This is a genomic window from uncultured Frigoribacterium sp. (assembly GCF_963515265.1).
Taxonomy (GTDB): Bacteria; Actinomycetota; Actinomycetes; order Actinomycetales; family Microbacteriaceae; genus Frigoribacterium.
On sequence record NZ_CAUPYL010000207.1, the window covers coordinates 1 to 4,445 of the forward strand.

Below are 4,445 nucleotides of genomic sequence, written 5' to 3' on the forward strand. Positions count from 1 at the left end.
CGCCAGGCCCGTCCGCCGCCTCCCCCACCGCCGGGACGTACAGCTGCTCGCCGTCGACGAGGGGCCGAGCCAGGTTGACCGCGCCCTGCTCGGCGTCGTCGGCGAAGCCCCCCGCCGCCGCGACGACGTCGACGACCCGTGCCCCCGGCGGCAGCTCGTAGAGACCAGGCAGCGCGACCCTGCCGTGCACGTGCACGAAGACGGGCGAATCGGTCGCCGCGGGCTCCCCCGACGGGCCGGCCGCCCCGGGCGACCCGTCGGCGGGCGTCGGCCGTGACGTGATCGCGGTCTCGCCCGCGCCTCCTCGGGTCGCCGTCGCCGAGACCGCGACGGTGACCGCGAGCACCGCCAGCACGAGCACGACGACGGCCCCGACGCCGAGGCGCCAGCGCGGCCCGCGGGGGGCTGCCGGATCGGGCGCGGAGCGGAAGTCGACGACCATCCCCCGACGGTAGGAGGAGCGGCTCGGCACCCGCAGACGACGACGGCCGCCCTGGGGAACCAGGACGGCCGGTCGGCGACGGGGAGGAGCGAGTGCGCTACTTCACCGCGATGGCGACGAGGCGCGGCGCACGCACGACGACGTTCACGATCTGCTTGTCGCCGACCGCGCGCTGCACCGCCGCGGAGTCGCGGGCCAAGGCCTCGAGCTCGTCGGACCCGATCTTGGGCGAGACCTCGAGACGGTCGCGGACCTTGCCGTTCACCTGCACGACGGCCGTCACGCTGGTCTCGACGAGCAGGGTCGGGTCGGCCCGGCGCCAGCCGAAGTGGGCGACACCCACGCCGTCGTAGCCGAGCAGCTCCCACATCTCCGACGCCGTGTAGGGCGCGAAGAGCGAGAGCCCGAGGGCCACCGTCTCCGTCGCTTCGCGGACCGCGGGGTCGGCGGCGCCGGCGCCGCTGTCGATCGTCTTGCGGACGGCGTTGACGAGCTCCATGAGGCGGGCGACGACGACGTTGTACTTGAACGCCTCGCTGAGGCCCGGGGCCTCGGCGAGGAACCGGTGGGTGACCCGGCGCAGCGCCTGGTCGCCCTCGGCCCAGACCACGTCGCGCGGGCTGTCGACGTCGGTCGCCAGCCGGAACGCCCGGGCGAGGAACTTCGCGGACCCTGCCGGCGAGACGTCGGCCCAGTCGATGTCGTCCTCGGGCGGGCCGGCGAAGGCCATCGTCAGGCGGATCGCGTCGACGCCGTGCTTCGTGATCTCGTCGGACAGGCTGACGACGTTGCCCTTGCTCTTGCTCATCTTCGCGCCGTCCTGCAGCACCATGCCCTGGTTCAGCAGGGCGCTGAACGGCTCCGTGAAGTCGACGTGGCCGAGGTCGAAGAGCACCTTGGTGATGAAGCGCGCGTAGAGCAGGTGCAGGATCGCGTGCTCGACGCCGCCCACGTACTGGTCGACGGGGGCCCACTTGCTCGCCTGGGCCGGGTCGAACGCCCGCTCGGTGTCGGTCGGGTCGAGGAACCGGAGGAAGTACCACGAGCTGTCGACGAAGGTGTCCATCGTGTCGGCGTCGCGGCGCGCGGGCGAGCCGTCGCGCGGGTCGGGCACGTTCACCCAGTCGGTCGCGGCGCCGAGGGGCGAGCTGCCCTTGGGCTTGAGGTCGAGGCCCTCCGTCGGGGGCAGCAGCACGGGCAGCTGGTCGACGGGCACGGGGACCTCGACGCCGTCGGCGCCGTGCACGATCGGGATCGGCGTTCCCCAGAAGCGCTGGCGCGAGATGAGCCAGTCGCGGAGGCGGTAGGTCTTCGCGGCCTTGCCGGAACCCGACTGCTCGAGCAGCTCGATCACGCGCTTGATCGCGTTCGACTTGCTCAGGCCGGTGAGCGGCCCCGAGTTCATCAACCGGCCCTCGCCGGTCAGGGCGACGCCGGTCGACGCGGGGTCGAGGTCGGGCAGGTCGTCGGGCAGGATCGCCTGGCCCTCGTCGTCCAGCTGCAGCTTGGGGATGACGCCCGTGACGGGCGCGTTGGTGTCGACGACGACGCGGACCGGCAGGTCGTACTTGCGGGCGAAGTCGAGATCGCGCTGGTCGTGCGCGGGCACGGCCATGACGGCGCCGTGGCCGTAGTCGGCGAGCACGTAGTCCGCGGCCCAGACGGGCATCGGGTCGCCCGTGACCGGGTTCACCGCGACGCGCCCGAGGGGCACGCCGGTCTTCGGGCGCTCGCTCGACTGGCGCTCGATCTCGGTCGCCTTCTGCACCTCGACCAGGTAGGAGGCGAAGGTCTCCTTGACGTCGTCGGTCGCGTCGGCGACGAGCTCGGCCGCGAGGTCGGAGTCGGGCGCGACGACCATGAAGGTGGCGCCCCAGAGCGTGTCGGGACGGGTCGTGAAGACCGTGACCCGCTCCTCCCTGCCCTCGATCTCGAAGTGCACGTCGGCACCGATCGACCGGCCGATCCAGTTGCGCTGCATGTTCAGCACCTTGGTCGGCCAGTGGCCCTCGAGCTGGTTGAGGTCGTCGAGCAGGCGGTCGGCGTAGTCGGTGATCTTGAAGTACCACTGCGTCAGCTTCTTCTTGACGACGACGGCGCCCGAGCGGTCGGACGTGCCGTCGGCCAGGACCTGCTCGTTCGCGAGCACGGTCTGGTCGACCGGGTCCCAGTTGACCCAGCTGTCCTTGCGGTAGGCGAGGCCCTTGTCGTACATCTGCAGGAACAGCCACTGGTTCCACTTGTAGTACTCGGGGTCGCTCGTGTGCAGCACGCGGTCCCAGTCGAACGACGGCGCGTAGAGCTTCATGCTCTGCTTCTGCTGCTCGATGTTCGCGTAGGTCCACTCGCGGGGGTCGACCCCGCGCTTGATGGCGGCGTTCTCGGCGGGCAGGCCGAAGCTGTCCCAGCCGATCGGGTGCAGCACGTTGAAGCCCTGCTGGCGCCAGTAGCGCGTGACCATGTCGCCGAGCGCGTACTGCTCGGCGTGCCCCATGTGCAAGTCGCCCGAGGGGTACGGGAACATGTCGAGGATGTACTTGCGCGGCCGCACGTCGTCCGGGTCGACGGCGAAGGGCTTCGCCTCCTCCCAGATCGCCTGCCACTTCTGCTGCAGGCGAGCAGGGTCGTAGGCGCGCTCCGTCTCGCCCTCGGCGTGGGCCGGGGTCTCGGACGCCGGGGTGGTGGACGCCTGGTCGGCGGACGCTGTCGTGTCGTGCTCGTGGGCCACGGGACTCTCAATCGCTGCGGTGGGGAGGTGGGCAGCCCGAGGGCGCCCTGAGGGGCGCACGCGCGGGGCGGTCCGTCGTCCAGGGTAGCGGGCCGACCGTCTCGTCAGGGCACGGGCTGCGTCGGCACGGCGGGAGCCGAGGAGGCGCCCGCCGCGACCGCGTCGAGGGCGCGCAGCAGGGCGGCAGACTTCAGCCGCACCTCCTCGAGCTCGACGGACGGCACCGACGATGCGGTGATGCCTCCCCCGGCGCCGACGCTCGCGCGGCCGGGCCGTCGCGACGTCGCGCGCTCGACGACGATCGACCGGATGGCCATGGCGAGCGAGGCGGAGCCGTCCAGGCCGAGATGCCCCACGACGCCCGAGTAGACGCCGCGCGGCCGCCCCTCCCACGCGGCGAGCAGCTGCACGGCCCGGCGCTTCGGCGCGCCGGTCATCGAGCCGGCGGGGAAGGCCGTCTCCACGACGTCGAGGGCGGTGCGCCCCGGGGCCAGGACGGCCGTCACCGTGCTCACCAGCTGGTGCACGTGGCGGTAGGACCGCACGGCGAACAGCTCGGCCACTGCGACGGTGCCGGGCGCCGCGACGCGGGTGAGGTCGTTGCGCACGAGGTCGACGATCATCAGGTTCTCCGCGAGCTCCTTCTCGTCCGCGCCGAGCTCGGCGGCGGCGCGGGCGTCGAGCGCCGCGTCCGCCGACCGCGGCCGGGTCCCCTTGATCGGGGACGACGAGACCGCCCCCTCCGCGTCGACCCGGAGGAACGACTCGGGCGAGGCCCCGAGCACCGACGTCGGGCCGATCCGCACGAAGGAGGCGTGCGGAGCCGGAGAGGACCGGCGCAGCCTCCGGTAGACGGCCAGGTCGTCCACGTCGCCCTCGACCGTGGTCCTCGTCGTGAGGCAGAGCACGTAGGCGTCGCCCGCCGTGATGGCCTGCTGGCAGCGCTCGACGAGCGCGAGGTAGGCGTCGTCGTCGTGCTGGCGCACGGCGGGGCGCGACGGTGCCGTGGGCTCGGACGGGTGCCCGGGTTCGCCCTCGGGGACGTCGCGCCAGGCCGCCGCGACGGCCGACAGCCAGCGGTCGTCGCCCAGGACCACCGCCTCCACCGTCCTGTCGCCGTGGTCGAAGACCAGCGCGCGGTCGGTCAGCAGGAGCGCGAGGTCCGCGGGGGCGTCGGGGGCGGGCACGAGCCCGGCCGTGACCGAGGGAGGCGCGCCCTGGCCCACGCCGACGGTCGCGTCCCGGTCGAGGAGCCAGGTCCCGACGCCGTAGCCG

General features: G+C 73.1%; 3 protein-coding genes. All 3 read right to left on the bottom strand.

Annotated features, from left to right (window positions below; all coding sequences use genetic code 11):
* Positions 1–442 (bottom strand): SLBB domain-containing protein (locus tag RWM17_RS12605; RefSeq protein WP_314104170.1); only part of this gene is annotated, 442 nt, incomplete at its 3' end.
* A 97-nt stretch (positions 443–539) separates the two neighbouring features.
* On the bottom strand, positions 540–3,170 hold the full coding sequence (gene leuS / locus RWM17_RS12610; protein WP_399540484.1) for a leucine--tRNA ligase: 2,631 nt from the start codon (positions 3,168–3,170) through the stop codon (positions 540–542).
* Positions 3,171–3,274: 104 nt separating this feature from the next.
* Positions 3,275–4,445: anthranilate synthase component I family protein (locus tag RWM17_RS12615; protein WP_314104171.1), on the bottom strand; the 1,171-nt coding region annotated here is incomplete at its 5' end.